Source organism: Aphanothece sacrum FPU1 (assembly GCF_003864295.1).
Lineage (GTDB): Bacteria > Cyanobacteriota > Cyanobacteriia > Cyanobacteriales > Microcystaceae > Aphanothece_B > Aphanothece_B sacrum.
Genome location: NZ_BDQK01000017.1, coordinates 113,607 through 138,116, shown reverse-complemented (window position 1 = coordinate 138,116; position 24,510 = coordinate 113,607). Strand labels below are relative to the sequence as shown.

The following is a 24,510-nucleotide window of genomic DNA, read 5'->3' as shown; positions in this document are numbered from 1 at the left end:
TTAAAAAGCTAAAACTTCACAAGGTTGATAAAGTAACGGAATTAACTGTTCTTTAGAAACAGTTTCCATTGCATAAGTAACACCTTCCTCATCAGCAAAATCAATTAAAAAATCTTGTTGATTAAAATCCATTAGCACAGTTCCCACCTGACCCCGACGCAATAAAATAGGTGTATGGTTTTGTTTGTGAATTGCTTGAATATCTTTAGTCAAAACAACTATATCATATTCTCGAATACTGTCCATAGTTTACCTCACTTATCAACAGGATAAACATTAGTTAATCGAGGAAAATCTTCCTCAAAACGAATAATCCATGAACTCAAAAGCCAAGATGAACCAAATTCAGTTTCTAAAAACAACTTGATATCATAATGAATGCCGAATGAATCTTGTTTATATAGCATTGCTTCACACTCTCGAACTGCCGTTAATAAAGCATCTTCTAGGATTTTTTTATTAGTCAGTGTAATTCCTAAACGCTTTTGAAAAATTAGAGCCTTATGTTTTCCTAAACTATGCTGAAAATTCAAACAATAACGCTCCAGCTTATCTCCTAGTATAGCTTTTTCCGGGTTTTTTAGCTTCATCCTGTCATCAAACTTTTTAATATTAAATAAGGTGGGCATTGCCCACCCTACATTATACTTAAGCGTTGACTAAACTACGAGTATGACGTTCTTTTAGATAGGACATAAACTCCCGTCCTTCCCGTAAACGACGCACCAACATTTGAGGGTCTACTAACATTTCTTTGACAATAGGAACAATAGTCTGACGACGGAAATAAAAACGACGATACATCTGTTCAACTGCATCTTCAATTTCCGAGGACGAGAGGTCGGGATATTGTAAAGTAGACAATTGAATCCCAGAACTTGCCACTAAATTATTATTAGTAAACCAGCCATTTTCTTGAGCTTGTTTATACAATTCTGTGCCAGGATAAGGAGAAGCAATAGACACTTGAATGGTATGAGGACTCACTTCACAAGCAAAGCGAATGGTGTCTTCAATGGTTTCTCTCGTTTCATTGGGTAAACCAATAATAAAGGCCCCATGTACCTTAATTCCTAACTTGGTGCAGTTTTCCATAAACTTGCGGGCAACTTCTAATTTAATGCCCTTTTTGACCCCATCAAGAACTTTTTGATTACCCGATTCAAAACCGACTAAAAGAAGCCTTAAACCGTTATCTTTGAGGGTTTTTAAGGTATCATAATCTAGGTTAGCACGGGCGTTACAACTCCAAGTTAGATTTAACTTTTTCAGATGTTCACTGATGGCCATAACCCGCTTTTTGTCAATAGTAAAAGTATCATCATCAAAGAAATATTCTCTGACAGAATCACCCCAAATAGACTTAGCTAAAGCCATTTCTTGACCTACTGCATCAGGACTTTTTGCACGATATTGATGTCCCCCAATAGTTTGAGGCCATAAACAAAAAGTACACTTAGCAGGACAACCTCGACCAGTGTATAAAGAAACGTAGGGATGTAGAAGATAACCGATAAAATAGTTGCGAAAATTGAGATTATCAGCATATACGGGAAAAACACTTGGCATAGCATCCCAATCATGAATTAATTCCCGTTCCTCTGTATGTTTAATATTACCAAATTGATCGCGGTAACTTAATCCTTTAATTTGATCATAAGACTTGCCTTGAGCTAATTCTTGACAAGTATAATCAAATTCATTGCGACAAACAAAATCTAAAATGGGATTTTCTGCTAAAGTTTCAGTCGGTAAAACGGCTGCATGGGCCCCTAATAAACCTATTTGAGTATCTGGATTTTGCGCTTTTATTGCCTCAGCACATTTGACATCATTGGGTAATGTGGGGGTACTTGTGTACATAATTACCAATTCATAATCCTTGGCAATTTTCAGCACATCGTCTACTGTTTGATAGTGTGCTGGTGCATCAATTAATTTACTACCAGGAACTAAAGCGGAGGGTTGGGCTAACCAAGTCGGATACCAAAAAGAAGTTATTTCCCGTTTTGCTTGATATCTTGCCCCTGCACCACCATCAAAGCCATCAAACGAGGGGGGGCTAAGAAATAAAGTCTTTTTCATCGTGTTTCCTCACTCTACCACTTAATTTGTTATTCCTTCCAGTTTAATGTAACACTTGATAAATGGGCCTTAAAACAATGAGTAACTGTAGTTAAACTGTCTAAATCTGCACATTTACCGGCCGTTAACTCCTAAGTTGCATTTAAGCCTTGTTCTTGTTGCCGTACCAATTCTATGCCACGAGAAGTGCCTAAACGGGTAGCCCCTGCTTCAATTAAAGCTATAGCTTGTTCTATGGTGCGAATACCCCCAGAAGCTTTAATTCCCACTTGTCCCTTAGAAATTTGTTTGAGGTAACGTACATCTTCAACGGTGGCCCCCCCAAACCAACCTGTATTAGTTTTGAGATAGGTTGCCCCTGCATCCATACAAATTTGTGCTGCTAGTCGGGTTTCAGTCTCTGTTAATAAGCTAGTTTCTAAGATAGCCTTGACTTTTTGTCCAGTTTCTTCGCAAATTGAGGAAATTTCTTGGTAAATAGCTTCTGAACGTCCCATTTTTAACCAACCTAAGTTAATCATCACATCGAGTTCTGTCGCCCCATTTTCCGCTGCTTCTTGCGCTTCATATAGTTTAACTGCGGATGTGGTGGCCCCTGTAGGAAACCCAATAACCGTACAAATTTTAGTTTTTTTCCCGTGAAGTAGTTGAGAAGCGTGACGTACTGCCGACGGATAAACACAAACAGTGGCAAACCCAAAACGTTCAGCTTGTTCACAACACTGGTCTATTTCTGGAGGGGTAGCAGTAGGATTGAGTAAAGCATGATCGATATAAACAGCAATATCAATATCTGAATTAGCCATCGTCATAATAACTCCTTTTTTTTAATGTGTAATTCTGAGAGAATTATCCTATTGATGACTTAATTCATCAATTTTGAGAATATAAGGTAAACGACAAGGAGAATTTTCTGAGATTTCGAGTAATTGTTTAGCCACTTCTGCGACTCGTTCCGGTTCAGTTTGTTGGAGATAAAAAAGAAGTTGTTGACTCACTTGTACAAAGTCAGTTACGTCCACCCCTTCATAGTCTGGTTGATACTCCCTGAGTCGTCGTACCCCTTCTCCTAACAAAATAACTGCACCACGCCAATTATGGTTTTCCAAATGATAACAACCCACAGCCACTTGTAAGATACCCTGATAAAAACTTTTATGAGGTTCTGCTGATTCAGACCATAAAGCCTCTAGGGTATCATGACAAGCATAAAATTGTCTTTGGTTAAACTGTTCAACCCCTTGCCAAAATGGGTCTAATAACATAATTTTCTCTAATGAGCCATACTTTCTCGGACTTCTTTGATAAAATCCAAAGAAATCTCTTGTTGTTCTCCAGCAAACTCATTATCTGGGGTAATAAATAACATACAGTGACATTCTTTGCGTTCTCGCATGGGGACACAAGGACAGTTCCAAAAGGTATTTTTAACTTCTGCTTCCTTATCCTCATAATGACGACAAGGACATAGGGGGGAACCTAACTCCTCTTTATGTTTAGCCAGTCCTTCAATAACTACTGCTGTCACAGATAGTTCACTGCAAAAATAAGTATCAGTGCGTTTGGCATACTGTTCAGCAAAATTTTTCATCGCCTCTAGGGCTTTATCTGTATGTACTGAAGTCATAAGATTTTAATCAGATCAAGTGTCTAAGGTTTTTTCGGTAAAGTAACATTGTGACATATTCTGTGCTTTCTGTCTGAATATTAACTTTAAATGGTTCATTCGGTTTTTTACAATTGTTCAATCTTGTTATTCGCTGATTTACGTAAAGCCCTTGTCTGTTCTAAAATATCCTCCACATCTTCTTGGGACAAACTTTGAACATAATTCAGTTTAATCTCTTCTAGAAAATCATTGAGAAGAGATTCAATTTGTTCCATACTATGTTCTTTTTGTAGTCCATTTGCCATTGAAGTTCTAAATTTTTCTACCAAGATTTTTAGCAATTCATTAAATCTATAATCTTCTACTAACAGTCCCTGAAGTCCTGCTGATAAATTTTGATATAATTGAGACACTAATCTCTCAGTCACTTGAATTTGTAATGATTTAAAGCCTGGAATATTTTCTAATCCTTGATAACCAGGAGACTGAGTTAAAGCTTTTTCAAAATTATACAGAAGAAATGCTTCAGCTTCAGAACTAATTTCTGGTAAAACTTTGTTAATCACTATATTAGCCGCTAATTTAATAAGTTCTGTTATTTCATCTAAATCATTAATATCGATATATTGATTAACATTACGTTGTAAAACTAGGTTACGAACACTTCCATCAATAATTGAACTTTGTATTTGATTAATAATTTGAATAGCTAGGACTTCTGTTAAATCTTGAGCTATTCCCGCAATAAAACCTTGACTTGCTTGCTTTTTAATCGCTTTTAGATCAATTAATTTTGCTTGGTCTAAACGAATTGTTAAAGGAATAATTCGTAACCAACGAATAAAAGGAATGATCAGAAAAATATCATACCAACGCCATAACATGGCATCAAACCAACTAACCCCAGTATAACGGCGACTAATCAAAAAAGTTCTTCCTAAAAATTCTAACAGAAAAAATAAGGAAAAAGGAAAATCAATCAGTCCAAAATTATTGATCATTTCTCCATTTTGTCCTACCGGTCGAAAATAATTAGTAGCTATTAAGGGTCGGATTTCTTCATCAAAAAAATTTAACTGCGATCGCCAACCTTTTTGACTCAAATATTCTTGACTCCAAAAAGTATTAAAAGCCTCTTTAGCCGAACTTTCCCTATTATCAGAAATATGCTTTCGCATTTTATCTTTAATGCGTTCTAATGTTCCCGTTTTATTAGCAATTTGAAAGGGATTTTGTTCGATCATTTCGGTGCTACGTCGTCTCAGATCAGCTAAAATACTATCAATACTTTCTTGGTCAGATGCTTTAGTATTATAAGACTTTGAAGAAGAAAATGATTGTTGATTAATAGTTAAATTAATAGCATTATTAAGATTATCTACCAGTTCTAAATATTTTTTGGTATCCCGGTGGGGTTCAATTCCTTTAATTAGATCATATTTCTGAATTACTTTAGAAATAAAATTAGGTAAAATTTGGAGAGGGGGATCAGGTATTTCTTTTTCAAATGTGCCAAATTTAATATAAAGTTGTACTCTTCCCTGTAACCAAAAATCTCGTAAAGGAATATAAGTTAAATCAAAGATCACGACTACATAATTTAGGAGTATTAGTAACGCCATAATTTTTTCAAACCAGAGACGCATACCAGAAGATTTTTGTTGGGAACGAGAAGAAATTTTTGTTAAAGTCATTAGGGTTTAACAGAGTACAATAAACAACAGATTGTTCAGGTTGCCTGACACACAGTTAGGAAAATTATACGCTATATTTAAGTTAACTTTGCATTAACTAAATCAATAACTTATCTCAATCAGGCAAACTTCTTCTATTTTATCGGGTCAGTGACATTATCTCTCATGAATCAAAATCTAAAACAATCTTATACTTATAAAGTTGGCGGAAGTTTATCATTTGATCATCCTACTTATGTAGAACGTAAAGCGGATAAAGAATTATTATCAGCCTTAGAAGCTGGCAAATTTTGCTATATTTTTAACTGTCGTCAGATGGGAAAATCTAGCTTACGAGTCCGCACTATGCACCAACTTCAACGAGAAGGAATGAGTTGTGCATCAGTTGATATTACAAGTTTAGGCAGTGATATTAGTCAACAACAATGGTATAGCGGAATTATTACTCAATTATTTTTAGGATTTAATTTAGTAGGTAAAGTTAATTTAAAAGTTTGGTTACGAGAAAGAGATGAGTTATCCGGTGTACAAAAATTTAGTCATTTTCTAGAAGAAATACTTTTAATTCATTGTCCTGGTGAGAAAATTTATATTTTTATTGATGAAATAGATAAAGTTCTCAGTCTTAATTTTTCTCTTGATGATTTCTTTACTTTGATTCGATTTTGTTATAATCAACGGGCCGAAAATGCTCAATTTAATCGACTGGTTTTTGCTCTATTTGGAGTTGCCACTCCTTCAGATTTAATCAGGGATAAAACTCAAACCCCTTTTAATATTGGTCAACCTATCGAATTAACAGGATTTACCCCGGAAGAAATTAGTCCTTTAGTCTCTGGTTTAACCCCCATTACTGACAATCCTCAAGAGGTTTTGAATGCCATTTTAGACTGGACAGGGGGACAACCTTTTCTTACTCAAAAAGTCTGTCAGTTACTATTTAATTCACTAGAAAAAATTACGGCCGGTCAAGAAATTCAATTCATTAAAAATATTGTTGAATCATTAATTATTAATCATTGGGAATCTCAAGATGAACCAGTTCACTTAAAAACCATTAGAGATCGTCTTTTTCGGCATGAGAAACGAGTCGGACGACTCTTAGGACTCTATCAACATATTTTACAAGAAGGGTCAGTACAAGCAGATGATAGCCCCGAACAAACCGAAATACGTTTATCAGGGTTAGTCGTTAAAAAAGACAGTAAATTATTCATTTATAACCGTGTTTATCAAGAAGTATTTAATCAAAAATGGGTCAGTAAACAACTAGAAAATATTCGTCCTTATTCAGAATCAATTAGTGCTTGGATCACTTCTAATTATGAAGATAACTCCCGTTTATTACGAGGAAAAGCCCTCAAAGATGCCTTAGTTTGGGCCCTAGATAAAAGTTTAGGAAATATCGATTATCAATTTTTAAGTGCTAGTCAAAACTTAGATAAACGAGAAGCAGAATTTAACTTAGCTACCGAAAAAGAAGCTAACGAGATTTTAACACAAGCGAATCAAAAAGCCCAACGCATGATCCGTTTAGGAATTGGGGTATTAATCATCTCATTAGTAGGTGCAGTCATTGCTATTAGTCAAACTAGATATGCCTTTGAAAAACAGGAAGAAGCACAAAAAGGTACTCAATTAGAACAAACGGGAGATAGTGCCTGGCGACAATTTGAATTTGAACAAATTGAAGGGTTAATGTCTGCGATACAAGCAGGACAAGAATTAAAATATTTGGTCAAAGATCAGCGATTTTTACAAGATTATCCCGCCACTAGTCCCATTTTAGCCTTAGAACAAATTCTCGATCACATTCAACAAAAAAATAAGTTAACTGGCCATCGAGATACGGTTAATAGTGTTAGTTTTAGTCCCGATGGACAATTAATTGCCACTGCTTCTAATGATGGGACAGTTCGTTTGTGGAACTGGCAAGGAAATCAACTTAAACTATTAACAGGTCATCAAAAAAATGTGTACAGTGTTGCTTTTAGTCCCAACGGACAATTAATTGCTACTGCATCCCAAGATGACACGGCCAAAATTTGGAATCGAGAAGGGAAACAATTAATAACACTTAAGGGACATTACGCATCTGTTTACAGTGTTACTTTTAGTCCCGATAGTCAACGTATTGCTACTACTTCTAGAGATAATACTGCAATAGTTTGGGACTTACAAGGACATTCATTAGCTATTCTCAAAGGTCATCAAAAATCCGTAGATGACGTAGCATTTAGTCCCGACGGAACATTAATTGCTACTGCTTCTCGTGACGGAACGGTTAAAGTTTGGAATAATCAAGGACGATTATTAAATACAATTAGACAAGATTCTTTACCTTTTTATAGTATTAGTTTTAGTCCCAATGGAAAGCAATTAGCGGCGGCCGCTGATGATGGAACCGTCAGAATTTGGGATCAACAAGGACACCCTCTCTTAACCCTTAAAGGTCATCAGGGATTAGTCAATAGTGTCAATTTTAGCCGCAATGGACAATGGATAGTTACTGCAGGAAATGACGGAACAGCGCGACTCTGGAACGTTCAAGGGCAAACCGTAGCCATTTTTAGGGGTCATCAAGATCCTGTCTATGATGTGGCTATCAGTGCCGATAGTCAGAGAGTGGCTACCGCATCTGGCGATGGAACCGTTAAGCTTTGGCAAGTGAAATCTCCTCAGCAACAAGGGTTTGATACCTTTGATAATTATGTTACCAGTGGAGATGTATCAAGTAAGGAGAAAATATTGGCGATCGCCTCAGAAAATGGCATGGTTTATCTATGGAATTTAGAGGGGAAAAAATTAACACAATTTCAAGCTCATGGGAGTAGCATTAATAGTCTCAGTTTTAGTCCTGATGGCCAAACAATAGCAACAGGAGCGAGTAATGGAATTGTTAAATTATGGGACTTACAAGGAAAATTATTAGCTACATTATCAGACAATTTTGTACAAATTTATAGTCTTACTTTTAGTGGGGATGGACATTGGTTAGCTATGGCCACAAGAGAGGGGAAAGTCTGGTTGTGGAATGTGCAAAGCATACCCCCTAAATTAGTCAAAAACTTTACCGCTCATGAAGATACTATTTATCATCTTAGTTTTAGTTCAGATCAACAATTTTTAGCCACTGCATCAGGAGACGGAACAGCTAAATTATGGGACTTACAAGGACATCTTAAAAAAGAATTTTCTGGTCATCAAGATCGAGTTAATTGGTTGAGTTTTAGTCCCGATGGACATTATTTAGCCACGGCCTCCAAGGATAGTACTGTAAAATTATGGGATATTAAAGGTCAATTATTAAGAACCCTAAAAAGTGATTTATTTCCCGTTTCTTTAGTAAGTTTTAGTCCCAATGGCAATTATTTAGCTACTGCTTCACGGGATGGAACTATCAAATTGTGGGATATTAATGGCAACCTTCATACTAAAATGAAAGGACATCAAGAGTCAATTGAAAGTTTACAATTTACCCCTGATAGTCAACAAATGATCACGGTAGCTAGAGATGGAACGGTCAGAATTTGGACTGTTCAAGAAGAATTTGCTCGCTTAAACTATCTGTTAAATCAAGGATGTAAATGGCTTCAAGATTATGTAGCAAATCGTCCTCAAGAAAAAGTAAAATTATCCGGTTGCTTTGATTAATTAATACCTTTACCCATCTTGAAGATTTAAGGTTCTACCGGACAAGTTATGTTAAATCAACGTCTATAGACAGACCTTATGTCTGATACTATAGGAACGAAGCCTCCTTCGGGAGGCTAAATTAAACTCGCGTAGGCGGGTTTTGTTTTTATAGCTTAACCCTGAGCGGGTTTAAGCCCATAATTTCTAATAGTTTTACATACTATGTTCGGTAGAACCAGATTTAATTATTCTACGAGTGAAGTTTCATGACGACAACTACCCTTATACCACCTTCAAAAAGAAAACTCTGGTTAGCCGCTATTAAACCTCCCATGTATAGCGTTGCTATTATACCAATTACAGTGGGAACTGCCGCCGCTTTTTCGGAGACTAAACTATTTGATCTCAAAATATTTTTGACTTTTTTACTGTCAGCTATTTTGATTATTGCTTGGCTTAATATTAGTAATGATGTTTTTGATTCTGAAACAGGAATTGATAAAAATAAAGCTCATTCTATTGTCAATTTAACAGGCAATAAATCTCTCATGTTTTGGTTAGCTAATTTATTCTTAGCATTAGGCATCTTAGGCATTTTCTTAATTGCTTGGTGGCAACAAGACTTAACAGTATTAGGAATTATCTTCCTATGTTGTGCTTTAGGATATAGTTATCAAGGGCCTCCTTTTCGTTTAGGATATCAGGGATTAGGAGAAATTATTTGCTTTTTTACATTTGGCCCGATGGCTATTTCTGCTGCTTATTATTCTCAGACTCAACAGTTTTCTTTATCGAGTTTAATTCCTGGAACAATAATCGGAATTAGTACCTCGATTATTTTATTTTGTTCCCATTTTCATCAAGTAGAAGATGATATGGCAGCAGGAAAACGTTCTCCTATTGTTCGTTTAGGCACAAAATTAGGTTCTCAAGTGTTAACAGGGTCAACTATTCTTATATTTGTTTTAACCCTTGTTTTTGCTTTATTGGGGACAATTTCTCTATGGAGTTTACTGATCTTTCTGAGTTTTCCCGTTGCTTATCAATTAGTTAATCATGTTCGACAATATCACGATCAACCTGAGAAGGTAAGTAATTCTAAGTTTATAGCAGTAAACCTTCATTTTTTGAGTGGCATCTTATTAGCTTTAGGATTGATTTTACCCAGATTATTATAAGCCGTAAACTCCCCCTTTTTAAGGGGGATTTAGGGGGATCTAGAAAGTCTAAATTTATCCCTAGCAATTTACGTTACAATAGAAAAGATTTTGTACTTTATTATTGAAATACCCATGTTACAATATTACGATCCTCGCTCCTGTTTACCCTCTGCTGAAGATTTACCTGATTCTGATGATACCCCTGTGGATAATCAATTACAACATTTAATTCCTGGATTGCTTGAAGTTGTTCTGGCCTTGATTTGGTCAGAAAAAATGAATTGGTTTTTTGGGGTTGATATGGGAGTTTATTATGATCCTAATCAACCTGCTATTGTCCCTGATGGATTTTTAAGTATTGGGGTTCCCCGTATTATTGATGAAGATTTACGCTTATCCTATGTGTTGTGGGAAGAACAAAAACTTCCTATTTTTGTCTTAGAAGTGGTATCTCAAACAAGACGGGGAGAATATAGCACGAAGAAAAAATTTTATGCTGAAATGGGAATTTTATACTATGTTATTTATAATCCCTTACGCAAAAGAAAACCCCGTTTAGAAGTCTATAAACTCAACAATGGACAGTATATATTACAATCAGGTGAAGTCATTTGGTTGCCAGAATTAGAATTAGGAATAGGCAAAGAATTAGGAAGTTATCAAGGAATTTATCGAGAATGGTTATATTGGTATGATCTCACAGGTAAACGTTATGAAATTCCTGAAGAACGTATTAAAAATTTAGGTCAACAACTCGATCAAGAACGTCAAGAAAAAGAAGAATTAGCTGCTTTACTTAAACAATATCAATCACGGTTTGGTAATTTAGAATAAACCGCGATCGCTCAATATCATTTACTTATGTAAAACTATTAGAAATTATTGGCTTAAACCCGCTCAGGGTTAAGCTATAAAAACAAAGGTTGCCTACGCAACCTAGAATTTAGTCCGCGCTCGTCGGACTTCGTTTCTATAGCATAAGGCTTTAGCCTTTTATTCATTTTTTAGGGAACAAATAATAAGTTTTATTACGAAGTTATACATCGCTTACATAAACGCTTACATAGGCTAAATAAAATAATTTTGTAAATTATCTGTTTTCACCGCTTTGCGCTGAAATGCCTGAATGTTAAGCCCCGATTTACTAAAACTGACTCAATCAACGAAGGAAGTCTCTCAGTGGGGGAGAATGCTCTGTTTTGTGAGCTATGGTTTATCCATAGGGATTCACATCAGTGACAGGGCAATCTTGGAAGCACTACCCAACTATCTCCCCCCTAATTGGCAACCATTTTCCTCAGCGAGACTAGATAAACTTTACTCCATCATGGCTGTGTCGGACTCTCCCGATTATCTCCTTTCTGATGAGACAGGAGAATTAGCCAAAAGTCAGGATTTAGAGGATATCTTTGAGGTTTTCGATTCTGAATTGCGTTTGTGGTTGGGGGTATCAGTCCAAAACCGCTTGTTTGTTCATGCAGGGGTGGTGGAATGGAAGGGTAAGGCGATTGTGATTCCGGGGCGCAGTTTTAGCGGAAAAACGACTTTGGTTGCTGCTTTAGTGCAAGCAGGAGCAACCTACTACTCGGATGAGTATGCATTAATTGATACGGATGGCTTGGTTCATCCCTATCCGCGAGCCTTATCTATCCGTCAAGGAGAAGGGCAACGAACAAAACGCTGTCCAGTAGAAGTTTTGGGTGGTCTTGCTGGGGAAAAGCCTATACCTATTGGGTTAATAGTGCAAACTCAGTATCAGTCTGAAGCACAATGGAGTCCTCAAGAGATTTCTGGAGGACAAGCAGTGTTAACACTTTTAGATAATACTTTAGTTGCTCGTCTCCGTCCTGAATTTGCTTTACCTATTTTAGGGAAGGCTGTTTCGGGTGCTGTTATCCTCAAAAGTCAACGAGGAGAAGCAGAGGAAACGGCAAGGGTATTATTACAACATTTCGATAATTTGATTAATTTTAATAGAGAGGAGAATCACCATGATACCAGTTGCTAGAACTACAAACATCCTGATTACAGAAGTAGATAATGAGGTAATGATTTATGACCGTGAAAGGGATGCCTGTCATTGTCTTAATCCTATAGCTACCAAGGTTTATTATTATGCTGATGGTCGGAATACAGTAGATGATATTGCTACTTTTCTAGAACAAGAGTTGGACTTATCCGAAGATGTAGATATTCGTGGCTTGATCTGGTTAGCTTTAGAGGAGTTAGAACGATGTCATCTGATTCAAGAGTATGTCAGGGAACCTATTGCTGATGAGGTGGGGGTTTCTCGACGTAAGGTATTGGGGAAAACAGCAAAGTTGGCAGGAGCAGCAGCAATTGGGGCTTTATTTCCGATGATTCAGTCAGTAATTGCACCAAAACCAGCATTCGCAGCATCAACACCAACACCTAATCCAACACCTAATCCAACACCAACCCCAACCCCAACCCCAACTCCAACCCCATGTGACGGGAGGGCATGTTCACCTGGTAGTGACGTAGCACCTTGTGATCCTGGCTGCACTTGTATTTACGTGCCTTTGACATCATTTGGAGTTTGTAAATAGTCTAGTAGGTTGGGTCGAGGTCACAATACTCAACATTGAACTTTTGCTCAACCCAACCTACAATTTTCTGAACTTATACAAACTTTTAATGTAAATAAATGATTTCATATTTCAGCACATTCATTGTCGGTACAATCTTCCTGATAACCGGCCTTATTAAAGCCTTTAATTAATTTTAATAGTGAGGAGAATCACCATGATACCAGTTGCTAGAACTACAAACATCCTGATTACAGAAGTAGATAATGAGGTAATGATTTATGACCGTGAAAGGGATGCCTGTCATTGTCTTAATCCTATAGCTACCAAGGTCTATTATTATGCTGATGGTCGGAATACAGTAGATGATATTGCTACTTTTCTAGAACAAGAGTTGGACTTATCCGAAGATGTAGATATTCGTGGCTTGATCTGGTTAGCTTTAGAGGAGTTAGAACGATGTCATCTGATTCAAGAGTATGTCAGGGAACCTATTGCTGATGAGGTGGGGGTTTCTCGGCGTAAGGTATTAGGAAAAACAGCAAAGTTGGCAGGAGCAGCAGCAATTGGGGCTTTATTTCCGATGATTCAGTCAGTAATTGCACCAAAACCAGCATTCGCCGCATCAACACTAACACCTAATCCAACACCTAATCCAACACCTAATCCAACACCAACACCAACACCAACGCCAACACCTACGCCAAAACCTACAGGTAGGTGTCAACAGAGCAATGGTAAGTGTTACTCAGATCCAACTGATCCATGTACAGGCACATGTCAAAGTGGATTATTAGGCTCTAATTGCACTTGCGTTTGATAAACACCTTATTGTGGGGTTTTTTGCATAACCCCCTGAAAATTAGTCTAGTAGGTTGGGTCGAGGTCACAAGACCTAACATTTAACTGTCGAGGTCACAAGACCTAACATTTAACTAAGGTATTTAGTTGGGTTTCGCTTTTGCTTAACCCAACCTACAACTTTCTCAACTCATACAAGCATCAAGTAAATAAATGATTTCATATTTCAGCACCTTTATTGTCGGTACAATCTTCCTTATAACCGGCCTCATCAAAGCCTTCAGTTCCAAAGATTTCATCACCCAAAACTATCGTTATGGGCTTTTTTATTCTCCGATTGTCCCCTACATAGCCATTGCTTTTATTGGCTTAGAAACCGCCTTGGGAGTTGCCCTAATTGTGTATGAATTCCCCCAATGGATAATCCCTAGCTCAATCTTTTTGCTAGTAGCATTAACCATTCTCAACTATTGGTCAACTTCCACAGGAAGAACAGAAGATTGTGGTTGTTATGGGGGAGTTGTCATAATTACTCCTCAACAAAGTCTACTATTAAATCTAGGCTATATCCTCTTACTTATTATTGCTTGGCTGAATCCTATCCCCAACCATCACACAGAAACCTGGCAATGGATACTAACCTTAATTGTTATGGTATCTGCTAGTACCTTTGGTTGGCAGTCTCAACAGCAACCAATTTTTAACTTTTCTCGTCTTAAAGAAGGCAATCGCTGGAAACCAAGCTGGTTAAAAAATAGCCCCTACGATTTACAAGAAGGCTCTTACTTTATCGTCTTTCTCAGTCAAACCTGCGGCTACTGTAAGCGATGGATTCCTTTTTTGAATATGATGCAAACACAGAAAAAATTACCCCAAGTTCTGGGAATTTTATCCATAAATGATGAAGCCATAGAAACCTTTAAAACCGAACAAAGAGCGCGATTTCCTGTTGTTTCGATGGATAAGTTACTTTTTAGTTATATGGCTGATGCTTTCCCCACAGCAGTATTAGTGGAAAATGGGAAAATTGTCAGTAAATGGATTGGGGAAATTCCGCCAGAGTTTCTTGATAAAATTAAACAATCCTATGAAGGAGCAATTGTCGGAAAATCGACAACTGTTAAACAACCAGAATATGCTACTGTGGGAACATCTCAATCCTCGAATGTCGCTACTTTAACAGAATCTTCTATTACTCCTCAAAAATTTTCGGAAAGTAGTTTTTTTGAGAGATTAAGAAATAAATCTATCGAAATAGAGCGGAGAAATAGCCTTTCTGGAGAAGATTTTTATGTAAACTATTATGCCAAAAACAAGCCTGTCATCATCACCGATATGATCACTGAATGGCCTGCCTTATCTTTGTGGACTCCCAATTATCTAAAAGCCAATTATGGAGATACAGAGGTTGAAATAATGGCTAATAGAAATTCAGATGATCAATATGAAATTAACATGGAGAATCATAAAAAGAAAATCCAACTTGGAGATTATGTCAATATAGTCGTTAATCAAGGAGAAAATAACGACTACTATATGGTTGCTAACAACAGAAATTTGGAAACAGGTGAATTAGCAAGATTATTAGAAGATATTATCATGCCTCCTGAATATCTAGATAAGTCTAATAGTTCTGGTAAAGTCTTTTTTTGGTTTGGTTCTGCTGGTACTATTACCCCTTTACACTATGACGAAGTTCCTCTCATGATGGCACAAATATATGGTCGCAAACGATGGCAAATTATTCCACCGATTTATACACCTTTCTTATACAACCATGTTGGTGTTTTTAGCGAAGTTGACTGTGATAAACCAGACTATGATAAATATCCTCTGTTTGAAAATGTAAAGGTCATAGAAGTTGTTCTAGAACCAGGAGAAATTATTTTTGTTCCATCTGGATGGTGGCATCAAGTCAAGGCTTTAGACATCAGCATTTCTCTGTCTTTTACTAATTTTGTTTTTTCCCAAAAAAATCTCTGTCAATAATGTCATGAATTGTAGTTCGGACAAATACCTTTTGTACAAAAATTATGAGTCTGGTTTTAATAACCAACTTATGTCCTTAGAATTAGCTGTGGGATTAGCTTATCTTACTAATAGGAAGTTAGTCTATTATGGTTCTGGAGAAAAAAATCAAAGCTTAAAACCAATTCCAGGTGTCTATTCTGACTACATTTCCGCTAAGAGAAAAAATGTAGTCAGTAATCATCGAATTCCTAATATTTTTGACCTGATGGATGAACTTCCTATTGAATTAGTTGATTATCTTCAATTTAAGGAAGCGTTAGAAACCAAGAAAATGACTATCCATCACAGCGAAGTAAAACTGGTTAATTCAGTTTTTGTACCTGACAAAATATATGTTAATCCTAACTCCCTTTCTGAGTTTGCAGATGGAAGACAAATTTTTCAAGATGTAAATGCAGAAGTTTTACATATTCATCAGTGTAATCTTGGATATTACTCTAGATGTTTTTATTCCCTAAATTCATCGCTATATGAAATTATGGAAGCAGTTAACCCACAAAAAAATTATAGAGATTTAGCTGCTGAAATAAGTAAAAACTTGAATAAATTTAACGGAATTCATATCAGATTAACTGACTTTCGCAGCTTTTTACCTCAAAGATATCACTCTGATCCAGAAAAGATACTCAAGACTCTTAGAGCCATTATTCCAACTGAAGAATTGTTTGTAATTTGTACTGATGAACCTGAAAATAAAGAATTTTTTTCTAAAATTATATCTGAATACAAAAATCATATTTTCTTAGATGATATCATTGTCAATGATTTTTCTTCTCAATTTAAAACCTTACCTTTTACAGATGAAGTGACTCTAGGATTAATATGTAATTTAGTGATGAGTCATTCTCAAATTTTTGCGGGAACTCCAGGAAGCAGTTTTACTGGAATGATTCACAGAAATTGGTTGAGAAATAAGATTAAGGAAAACATCAATCCATTGACCCTAGATTTTAAATATATTACTAGCGGATTTGAAGAAACAAAAGTAGCTTTTAAAGATGGCTCTTTTTTAGAAACGAAACCAGGCTTATTTAGCTGGAATAGAATCGAATTACCGCTTCATACAGAAACAAAATCTTGGTATCGAGAATGGGTAGAATCAGTAATTTTACCCCATACAACAACGATAAAACAACAAAAATTTCAAGTAAATTTGCCTGTTAATTTATTCCCAATTTGGGAAACAGGTAAGCGTATTCAGCAAAAAATAACCAATCTTAACAAAACAACAGCAAAAGAAATTGACGCTTATGATAAAAATAATGAAAATAAGCTATTACTTTGTTATGCTCATAATTTAATAGATAATAAAGCAACCGATCAAATTAGCAAGTTACTATCAGAAGATATTGACTGGAAATATATCATCCAAACAGCACAACAACATCGAATTCTCCCACTTTTATACCACAAGTTAAAAAATCATGATCCAGGAGCTATTCCTGAATCTATCTTCAAAGAACTTCAAGATTATTTTTATAATAATACTCACCGTACATTATTTCTCACCCAAGAACTGCTCCGATTATTAGATATTTTTCAACAAAATAATATTATAGCTATTCCCTTCAAAGGACAAACCTTAGCCGTTACTGCTTATGGTAACTTATCCCTGCGAATGTTCGGAGATCTGGATATCCTCGTACAAAAACAGGATATGTTAAAAGTTCAAGAATTATTAACAACTGATGGATACGTTTTACAACGCAAAAACAATCACTTAACCCAAGCTAATCATAAACGTTATTTAAACTCTCAATATGTCTATGATGAATGGTATTGGAAAACTTTAGATCACAACAGCAAGTTTGGAGCTAGAGTAGAAATTCATTGGATAACAAACCCACAACACACTATTTTCCCCCTGAATTCTGAAGACCTTTTACAAAACATTGAATCCGTTTCATTAGGGGGTGTTGATGTCCCTAGTCTATCCCCAGAAACTCTCCTGGTTGTTCTGTGCTTAAACTATACAAAAGATCACTGGACACAACTTAAAATGATTTGTGATATTGCCACACTTATTGACAGCCATAAAAACATGAATTGGGAAAAAGTTATAGCTCAAGCTAATCGTGTAAGGAGACAACGCACTCTTTTTTTAGGTCTTTATCTTGCTCACAATTTGTTAGATGCTCCCATCCCATTAGAAATCTGGCAAACAATCCAAGCTAACTCAGAGATACCATCTTTAGCCAAACAAATCAGCCAAAGACTATTTGCTAATTGTGGCTGTGATCCTAGTTTAGTAGAAAAAACACTCTTCAATTTTAGATTGAGAGAAACCCTACAGGATAAACTTCTTTATATTATTTTTAGTGTGGCTAAGATAGTCGAACAACAGACTAATATTTAGAGGGCGATCGCTAAAAATTGATCACCAAAAAGTAAAACATTAGATCTAAACAATATTTTTGGCATAAACACGCCTGGGATTATCAATTTTAATGTTATCACAGGAGGCTCAAACGGCGCAACCTCGTAGACCAATTTTCCAGAATTTTTCCTCTGGGAAGGTAAATTGATGGATTTTGAGAGACATTAGAAAATTAAAACTAAATAGATTATATAATTATCAAAAATTATGACTCACGGTTGTAGGGTGGGCATTACCCACCTTCCCCAACATTAATACATTAATATTGTTGTCGAAATTGTTCAACCACTCGGTTTAACCCCACAGAATTAGAAGCTTTAAACAACAAGCGATCGCCAGACTTAACCACCTTAATTAAAGTTTCCACCAATTCCTCATGAGTTCCCAGACACTGCGTTACAATACCCGTCACCCCTCTCGCTATCGCCTCAGCTTCAGGATCATCCACTAAAATATAAAGGGCATCAAGCCCTAATTTTTCTGCCATTGACCCCACTTCCCGATGTAACTCGGTGGACTTTTCCCCTAACTCCTTCATCGTTCCGAGAACAGCAATATGACGCTTACCAGGAGTATCCTTAAGCAACTGTAACGCAGCCTTCATCGACTCTAAACCTGCATTATAGGTTTCATCCAAGAGTAAAACATCATTAGGTAACTGATATTGTTGTGATCGCCCTTTAGGAACATCAACCGAGATCCCTTGAGTTAAAAACCCCCAATCTAATTTTAAATACTTAGCCACTGCCAACGCCCCCAAATAATTTAAAGCATGATGACGGCCCGGCAAAGGAACAGGAAAAATCATACCTTCTACCCGTACCCTTTGATTATCCAGCAATTCTCCACGAATATCGCCCCCTTCCAAACCATAAGTAATAGTTTCACCCTGCCACACCCTAGAAGCCGTATCAAGCAACCGAGCATTATCATGATTTAAGATAGCCACAGCCCCTTGAGGCATTTGGGCTAATAACTCACATTTAGCGATCGCGATCGCTTCTTCTGAACCGAGTCTACCAATATGAGCCGTTCCCACATTAGTAATTACCCCAATCGTAGGACAAACAATATCAGTAAGCAAAGCAATTTCTCCTGATGCGCGCATGGCCATTTCAATGACTCCATAATCATGGTCAGAAGTCAAAGCCAGTAAAGTTTTAGGAACCCCAATTTCATTATTATAATTAGCCTGAGTCTTATGAACCTTGCCATAAGTGCCTAAGACAGCAGCAATGAGTTCTTTCGTGGTTGTTTTTCCCACCGAACCAGTTACACCAATAATAGGAATTGTAAACTGATTACGCCACCAATGAGCAATTTGTTGATAAGCCTTTAAAGAATCTTTAACTTGTAATTGTGGAATATCCGTAGGAAAAATTACTGATAAAGGACGTTCAGTAACGAGAGAGATTGCCCCTTGATTAACTGCTACTGCAACAAAATTATGACCATCAAAATTTTCTCCTTTTAGAGCGATAAAAAGCTCTCCTGGCCTAATCAAACGGCTATCTGTATTAATACCACAAACAGATAAATTGTCATTAATATTAATACATTGGTTTAGATTATTACCGAGAACTTGAACAAGATTACTCAGAGAAATTGACAACAACATAGTAGAAATACTTACTTGATATTGATGAAATAAGACCAGAAAAAAAAAGATTACAGTGATCAAGATCACATACAAACTGTGGGCTTGTTAGTTACTTTAAGGAATGTATTTAAAGAAGATAGTTAGAAATGACGAATCTACCAGATAAACTCAATCAATGTCTATTATTAAACAGAGACTGGGCGATAAATTCACTCCCTATTTAACAGGAATTTTACGGCCCCATGTTGAATCTAATCAATAAAGGAGGGCTGACGGCCATGAATACATCATCCCATATTAACAGTGACTATAGACAACAAAGCTCATCAGAAGAACAAGTTCTTTACGATTATTTACTTGAGCAAGTAAAAACAGATTCTCCGTCGCAGTTAATCGAAGATTTTCGCTATTTATTTGTGGAAGGGCGAGGATTTCGGGATGTTCAAGTATACGCTGCTTTAGAAAAAATTGTCAAGCGTAAAAATATTGAATATCAATTTAATTACTTCTTTAACCGTTGTTGTCATATTTTAATCAATTCCTGGCAGATGCAGCCTCAATTACAATCTGCCATCCCAGAATTAATTGCTATATTTGAGAATTTAGCACCTGCTCGTAGCGGTTTTAATAATACTGCTAATCAAATTCGTTATCTGGTCAAGAACTTTGTCCAGTCAGATCAATATGTTAAACTTCAACGTTTAGCACGAGTTATCAATAGTAAGCAAAATACTTGTAACTCAGTTGGTAATTTAATTGATCGTTATCCTTATCTCTACAATCATTGTTTACTAAGTGAAGACAGTAGCCAAGAACATCAACAAACGGTTAGACATATTAAAGCACAGACGGAAAAACGTTTTGAAGTCAATTTATCTCGTTATGTCACCTATAAAGTTCGCTTAGCTCAAGTAGCACGTTCACCTCAAATGTCTGAAGAAGAAGGGCGTATTATTCGTCCGGTTAAAAATCCAACTTTGCTCAATGATAAAGAATTAAATCGTGCGTTAAAACACTTTGTTGGCAATGTTGATGGAGGTTCTAGTTATAAAAGTTTGTCTCAGAATTTTTTGACTCAGAGTGTTCATACTCAAAGTTTCCAAGGGTTCAAAGATGACTTATATGAATATTTGCTCAGTTCCATGGACTCTCAATATGCAAAAGGTCAATTTAATAAGAAAATTTATCAAATTCTGCAAAATACTTTACCTGAATGTAATCATCAGAAACCCAGTGAGTTTCTTATGTTAAGAACATCGAGTCAGTTGTTAAATTTTTTAGTTGTAGAAAGTTCTAACAAACCTGATCACTATGTTTTTGTTGATATGATTTCTAATATGGGGGTAACTCAAACTATGGGAGTTCTATTGAAAGTTATTCTGATTTGTAATAAAGTTAAACCTTATTTAGAAAAGCGGTTTTCTATCCTATTTAATCACTACGAGTCTTTCGCTAGAGAAGGGGTTCCCTGGTTAGTTAAATCTTTAGAAAATCTTCAGTTAGCATTTAGTGTTCATTTTGGTAAAGTAGATTTATCTTGCTTAAATCAAGTGAAATTACAATAAATAAACTGAATTATATAACTCAATTAATGTAAATAATATTTAAAAGTGAAGTTAGCTTGACATATTTTAGGTTAGAATATAATTGACATTTGTAAGTAATATTTGTCATTATGTAGTAATGGGCATCAAATTTAATGGTTTTGATTGGAATCAAGGAAATGAGCAAAAATGTCAAAAACATGGGCTAATAAAGTCAGAAATTGAGGCCTTCTTTCTAGGAAAGCTATGGGTTGCTCCTGATGTTAAACATTCTGATTTAGAAGACCGATATCTAGCTGTTGGCCGTTCTTCTAACGGAAGACCCATGTTTGTTGCTTTTACCTTAAGAAACTATCAAGGAGAAATTTTAATTAGACCCATTAGCGCACGTTATATGCACGAAAGAGAGGTTACTAAATATGAAGAAGCATTTACCAAAAATGAAGACTGATCAAGATGTGGAAAACTTACTAGAACAAGATCTTTCTGATTACTTAAATAAAGAAAACTTTTCTTCTGTAAATTTTGAATTAGTTCCCAAAAATGAAAGTGTTACTATTGAAATGTCTTCTCAACTTTTAGAGAAAGTTAAAGAAGTTGCAAAACAAAAGGGAATTAATTATCATATTTTTATTAAAGAAGCTGTTGAACAAGCTTTACAATAATAATCAGATAAATAATGCAGGGGAAACATGAAAGATTTCAGCTAAAGTTTTAGCTTGAGACTTACTAATAGAGCGTTTTCCATTAACAACTTCTGAAACAACGCCTTTAGACCCTATTTTATCAACTAAATCAACTTGTTTCATGTTATGTTCCTCCATCAAATGTTGTAAAATTTCATGAGGAGCAGCAGGTTCAGGTTGCTCTTGCTTTTGATCATATTCTTTAATTAGAGAAGCAATTAACTTTAGTATCACTGTTTCTTCTTCGCTCCTATTAGTCTTCATCATCAATTCAATCAGAATACTTCTGTACTCTCGATATTCTGCTTCAGTTTCAATGACTTTAGGTTGAAATTTAACTAAGAGTTGGCTATAGTTCCATAAGATGTCTTTATAAGAACTTACTTTATCATGTTCTCATAATGAGAGCTAATTGTCAAGTTATTGCATTAATAAGCAAAGGAGGGTGAACAATGCCACCCTCCTTTATACAGAATACTAAATCTAGTGCTTACGGCGTTCTTTGGTTTGATCGTGTTTTACATTGAAAACCATAAAATCTATAAATTCCATGATATTGATCCTTGTTGAAAAATATGTCTATTTATTAGATAACATAAATTAATATATTTTTTTGTGATCTCAATCACTTCATATTTTTTATTAATGTGAATATTTTTTCTGCAAACTAAAATAGGGTGGGCATTGCCCACCTAAACCCCTAAAAATTGCTATGATTCGTGATAGTATCGGTTAACTTTTCTATCACTTCATCAACAGTCATTATTCCTAATTCTCCTGATGCACGAGTCCGAATACTTAAACTATTAGACTCGACTTCTTTGGCCCCAACAACTGCCATAACAGGAATCTTTTCTTTCTCCCCATTACGAATCATTTTAGCCAGTCTTTCACCAGAAGTATCAACTTCAGCCCGAATGCCTAATAAGAGCATTTTTCGCGCCACTTCTTTAGCATAATCTAACTGAGTATCACTCACAGGAAAAAGACGTACTTGAATAGGAGACAACCACAAGGGAAAATCTCCCGCATATTCCTCAATTAGAATACCAATTAATCGTTCTAAAGAACCAAAAGGCGCACGATGAATCATAACTGGCCGTTGACGAGTGCCATCTTCTGCCACATATTCTAATTCAAAGCGTTGAGGCAAATTATAATCAACTTGAACCGTTCCTAACTGCCATTCCCTTTCTAACGCATCTTGGAAAATAAAGTCTAATTTTGGTCCATAAAATGCCGCTTCTCCTTCTGCTTCAAAATAGTTCATATCTAAAGTTTGAACTGCCCGACGAATTGCATTTTGTGACTTTTCCCAAGCTTCATCAGACCCAATATATTTATCAGAAGTGGGATCACGAAAACTCAATCTTGCCTTAAAATTAGTCAGTTGTAAACTCTTAAAGACTGAGAGAATTAAATCCACAACACTGAGAAATTCATCATCTAATTGATCAGGAGTGACAAATAAATGGGAGTCATCAACAGTAAATCCCCGAACACGAGTTAAACCCCCTAATTCTCCTGATTGTTCATAACGATAAACCGTGCCGAACTCTGCTAATCTCATTGGTAATTCCCGATAAGATCGTAACTCACTCTTATAAATTTGGATGTGAAAAGGACAGTTCATCGGTTTCAAAGCAAAGCCAATTTCTTGAACTTTTGCTTCCTCATTTTCGGCCATCATCGGGAACATATCTTCCTTATAATTTTGCCAGTGGCCAGAAATTTTAAACAAATCAACTCTACCAATATGGGGAGTCACCACCTGAAGATAACCCCGTTTGAATTGTTCTTTTTTGAGAAAATCTTCTAAAGTAGAGCGAATAATGGTTCCCTTGGGAGTCCATAGAGGTAAACCAGGGCCAACAGGGTCAGCAAAGATAAATAAGCCTAATTCCTTGCCTAATTTGCGGTGGTCGCGCTTTAACGCTTCTTCCTTGCGTCGTTTATGTTCGGCCAACTGTTCGGGGGTTTCCCAAGCAGTACCATAAATACGTTGTAGTTGGGCTTTGGTTTCATCACCTCGCCAATATGCCCCCGCAACACTTTCTAAGTCAAAGGCTTTGGGGTTTAAGTCGCCAGTAGTTTCAACGTGGGGCCCCGCGCATAAATCCCACCATTGTTCCCCTAAATGATAGAGGGTGATAGGGGGGGTTAAACCTTCCAGGATTTCCAGTTTATAGGGTTCTTGAAGCTCTGTAATGCGTTTTTTTGCTTCTTCAGGGGTAACTTCTTCTCGGATAACGGGAAGTTTACGATTAATAATTTTAATCATTTCTTTTTTGATGGCTTTTAAGTCTTGTTCAGTGAAGGGTTCAGGCACATCAAAATCATAATAAAAGCCAGTTTCTGTCCAAGGGCCAATGGTAACTTGCGCTTTAGGAAAGAGTTTTTGTACCGCCATGGCCATGACATGGGAGGTGGTGTGACGAATACGCTTTAATTGCTCAGATTCGCTGGTACGGGGTAATTTGATGGGTTGTTGTTGGGATACTTCCGGGGAGGCAGACTGTTTATCCATTCACCTTAACTCTGTTGAACTATTTATCTAGTTTATTGTGGATTGCTATTTTATGGGAGTTTAGACTATGTTGAAAGCCATTGTCATCTATTGAATTAATTTTTAATATGTATATAAGAAGCCGATGAAGATACTTGTTATCTTGCTGTAAATGCAAGGTGAAAAGTTGTGTCTAAAGGAAGTATAATAAGACACAAAAGCACTCTTGATG

21 protein-coding genes are annotated in these 24,510 nt (G+C 36.2%); 11 read left to right on the top strand and 10 right to left on the bottom strand.

Annotation, left to right across the window (positions count from 1 at the left end; genetic code table 11):
• The 7 genes from AsFPU1_RS20490 to AsFPU1_RS20460 all read right to left on the bottom strand — a co-directional run bounded on the left by AsFPU1_RS20490 (nucleotide 1) and on the right by AsFPU1_RS20460 (nucleotide 5,388).
• Nucleotides 1-246, bottom strand: coding sequence for a DUF4926 domain-containing protein (locus AsFPU1_RS20490; protein ID WP_124973775.1), 246 nt, complete (start codon nucleotides 244-246; stop codon nucleotides 1-3).
• An 8-nt stretch (nucleotides 247-254) separates the two neighbouring features.
• Nucleotides 255-629 carry a DUF6883 domain-containing protein gene (locus tag AsFPU1_RS20485; RefSeq protein ID WP_227873467.1) on the bottom strand — a complete coding sequence of 125 codons (375 nt, stop codon included), beginning with the start codon at nucleotides 627-629 and terminating at the stop codon, nucleotides 255-257.
• A 19-nt stretch (nucleotides 630-648) separates the two neighbouring features.
• The gene (gene hpnJ, locus AsFPU1_RS20480) at nucleotides 649-2,085 is read right to left on the bottom strand and encodes a hopanoid biosynthesis associated radical SAM protein HpnJ (RefSeq protein WP_124973773.1); all 1,437 of its coding nucleotides are present in this window, start codon (nucleotides 2,083-2,085) and stop codon (nucleotides 649-651) included.
• 131 nt (nucleotides 2,086-2,216) lie between these two features.
• Nucleotides 2,217-2,897: a deoxyribose-phosphate aldolase gene (gene deoC / locus AsFPU1_RS20475; RefSeq protein WP_124973771.1), complete on the bottom strand. Its 681-nt coding sequence runs from the start codon at nucleotides 2,895-2,897 to the stop codon at nucleotides 2,217-2,219.
• Nucleotides 2,898-2,939: 42 nt separating this feature from the next.
• Nucleotides 2,940-3,350, bottom strand: coding sequence for a DUF309 domain-containing protein (locus tag AsFPU1_RS20470; RefSeq protein ID WP_124973769.1), 411 nt, complete (start codon nucleotides 3,348-3,350; stop codon nucleotides 2,940-2,942).
• 8 nt (nucleotides 3,351-3,358) lie between these two features.
• On the bottom strand, nucleotides 3,359-3,712 hold the full coding sequence (locus AsFPU1_RS20465) for a ferredoxin-thioredoxin reductase catalytic domain-containing protein (RefSeq protein ID WP_124973767.1): 354 nt from the start codon (nucleotides 3,710-3,712) through the stop codon (nucleotides 3,359-3,361).
• Between the two features lie 107 nt (nucleotides 3,713-3,819).
• Nucleotides 3,820-5,388, bottom strand: coding sequence for a hypothetical protein (locus AsFPU1_RS20460; RefSeq protein WP_124973765.1), 1,569 nt, complete (start codon nucleotides 5,386-5,388; stop codon nucleotides 3,820-3,822).
• Nucleotides 5,389-5,553: 165 nt separating this feature from the next.
• Between AsFPU1_RS20460 and AsFPU1_RS20455 the strand changes: the two genes are divergently transcribed.
• The 8 genes from AsFPU1_RS20455 (at nucleotide 5,554) to AsFPU1_RS20420 (ending at nucleotide 17,921) form a co-directional block, all read left to right on the top strand.
• Entirely contained in the window at nucleotides 5,554-9,042 is a 3,489-nt protein-coding gene (locus AsFPU1_RS20455; RefSeq protein WP_124973763.1) for a WD40 domain-containing protein, read from the top strand.
• Nucleotides 9,043-9,290: 248 nt separating this feature from the next.
• On the top strand, nucleotides 9,291-10,202 hold the full coding sequence (gene menA / locus AsFPU1_RS20450; protein WP_124973761.1) for a 2-carboxy-1,4-naphthoquinone phytyltransferase: 912 nt from the start codon (nucleotides 9,291-9,293) through the stop codon (nucleotides 10,200-10,202).
• A gap of 114 nt (nucleotides 10,203-10,316) precedes the next feature.
• Nucleotides 10,317-11,018 carry a Uma2 family endonuclease gene (locus AsFPU1_RS20445; RefSeq protein ID WP_124973759.1) on the top strand — a complete coding sequence of 234 codons (702 nt, stop codon included), beginning with the start codon at nucleotides 10,317-10,319 and terminating at the stop codon, nucleotides 11,016-11,018.
• A gap of 292 nt (nucleotides 11,019-11,310) precedes the next feature.
• A complete protein-coding gene (locus AsFPU1_RS20440) occupies nucleotides 11,311-12,192 on the top strand; it encodes a phosphoenolpyruvate carboxykinase (ATP) (RefSeq protein ID WP_124973757.1) in 882 nt (293 codons plus the stop codon).
• Complete coding sequence (locus tag AsFPU1_RS20435; protein WP_124973755.1) at nucleotides 12,176-12,754, top strand: PqqD family protein; 579 nt, start codon at nucleotides 12,176-12,178, stop codon at nucleotides 12,752-12,754. The genes AsFPU1_RS20440 and AsFPU1_RS20435 overlap by 17 nt, the downstream gene beginning before the upstream one ends.
• Before the next feature lie 196 nt (nucleotides 12,755-12,950).
• A complete protein-coding gene (locus AsFPU1_RS22865; RefSeq protein ID WP_124973753.1) occupies nucleotides 12,951-13,553 on the top strand; it encodes a PqqD family protein in 603 nt (200 codons plus the stop codon).
• Nucleotides 13,554-13,747: 194 nt separating this feature from the next.
• The gene (locus AsFPU1_RS23215; RefSeq protein WP_227873466.1) at nucleotides 13,748-15,523 is read left to right on the top strand and encodes a cupin-like domain-containing protein; all 1,776 of its coding nucleotides are present in this window, start codon (nucleotides 13,748-13,750) and stop codon (nucleotides 15,521-15,523) included.
• Nucleotides 15,524-15,593: 70 nt separating this feature from the next.
• Nucleotides 15,594-17,921 carry a nucleotidyltransferase family protein gene (locus AsFPU1_RS20420; protein ID WP_368665964.1) on the top strand — a complete coding sequence of 776 codons (2,328 nt, stop codon included), beginning with the start codon at nucleotides 15,594-15,596 and terminating at the stop codon, nucleotides 17,919-17,921.
• A 280-nt stretch (nucleotides 17,922-18,201) separates the two neighbouring features.
• On the opposite strand, the gene AsFPU1_RS20415 is transcribed toward AsFPU1_RS20420, so the two are convergent.
• Nucleotides 18,202-19,560: a UDP-N-acetylmuramoyl-tripeptide--D-alanyl-D-alanine ligase gene (locus AsFPU1_RS20415; protein ID WP_124973749.1), complete on the bottom strand. Its 1,359-nt coding sequence runs from the start codon at nucleotides 19,558-19,560 to the stop codon at nucleotides 18,202-18,204.
• A gap of 260 nt (nucleotides 19,561-19,820) precedes the next feature.
• Here AsFPU1_RS20415 and AsFPU1_RS20410 point away from each other — a divergent pair, with 260 nt between their 5' ends.
• The 3 genes from AsFPU1_RS20410 (at nucleotide 19,821) to AsFPU1_RS20400 (ending at nucleotide 21,751) form a co-directional block, all read left to right on the top strand.
• Nucleotides 19,821-21,107: a Sll1247 family protein gene (locus AsFPU1_RS20410; protein ID WP_124973747.1), complete on the top strand. Its 1,287-nt coding sequence runs from the start codon at nucleotides 19,821-19,823 to the stop codon at nucleotides 21,105-21,107.
• Nucleotides 21,108-21,189: 82 nt separating this feature from the next.
• Nucleotides 21,190-21,537, top strand: a complete 348-nt coding sequence (locus tag AsFPU1_RS20405; RefSeq protein ID WP_227875731.1) for a BrnT family toxin — start codon at nucleotides 21,190-21,192, stop codon at nucleotides 21,535-21,537.
• On the top strand, nucleotides 21,527-21,751 hold the full coding sequence (locus AsFPU1_RS20400) for a CopG family antitoxin (protein ID WP_124973743.1): 225 nt from the start codon (nucleotides 21,527-21,529) through the stop codon (nucleotides 21,749-21,751). Before AsFPU1_RS20405 ends, AsFPU1_RS20400 begins: the two co-directional genes overlap by 11 nt.
• Before the next feature lie 3 nt (nucleotides 21,752-21,754).
• Here the strand turns inward: AsFPU1_RS20400 and AsFPU1_RS20395 are convergent, their stop codons facing one another.
• On the bottom strand, nucleotides 21,755-22,138 hold the full coding sequence (locus AsFPU1_RS20395; RefSeq protein ID WP_124973741.1) for a helix-turn-helix domain-containing protein: 384 nt from the start codon (nucleotides 22,136-22,138) through the stop codon (nucleotides 21,755-21,757).
• Between the two features lie 334 nt (nucleotides 22,139-22,472).
• Nucleotides 22,473-24,299, bottom strand: a complete 1,827-nt coding sequence (gene thrS / locus AsFPU1_RS20390) for a threonine--tRNA ligase (RefSeq protein ID WP_124973739.1) — start codon at nucleotides 24,297-24,299, stop codon at nucleotides 22,473-22,475.
• Nucleotides 24,300-24,510: the final 211 nt, after the last annotated feature.